The following is a 500-nucleotide window of genomic DNA, read 5'->3' as shown; positions in this document are numbered from 1 at the left end:
CAATCGATGAGGTTGGGAATCCATGAAAAAGGGCTCCAATCGGAGCCCTTTTATAATTGGGTAGTAAGATTATGCGTTAGCTGCATTAAACTCAACTATTTGGCGTCGATAAGCAGCTAAACGGTCAGGAGTCATTAAGTTTCTCTTGTCATCGAGAACATTTCCTCCCATATCATCCGCAATCTGCTGTGCAGTTCTCAACATCAAGTTGAAGTTTTGCTCAGCTTCGCCATAGCAAGGCAACGTCATAAAGAAGGAAATGCCTTTCGTCGAAAACTCTGCGGGATCACCATGCTCAAGTGTGCCCGGATGCATCATGTTAGCCACACTGAACAGCACTTTACCGTTTCCAGATAAATCAACATGACGATGAAAGATATGCATCTCGCCATAGATAAGACCATTTTGCTGCATACTGTCAAAAAGTTCAGTGCCAATAAATGGTTCTTCGCCCGCACAATGAACATGCAACAGGATCACTTGCATTTCCGGCGCGGGCT

Annotated in this window: 1 protein-coding gene; it reads right to left on the bottom strand. The window is 44.6% G+C overall.

Features of this window, described 5'->3' with window-relative positions; translation table 11 throughout:
- Positions 1–69 precede the first annotated feature (69 nt).
- Positions 70–500: cell division protein ZipA (gene zipA, locus R7R24_RS30935; protein ID WP_318120747.1), on the bottom strand; the 431-nt coding region annotated here is incomplete at its 5' end.

Source organism: Vibrio sp. 704, assembly GCF_033339295.1.
Note: the sequence above shows the minus strand (reverse complement) of the source record. Positions and strands in the feature narration are given on the sequence as shown.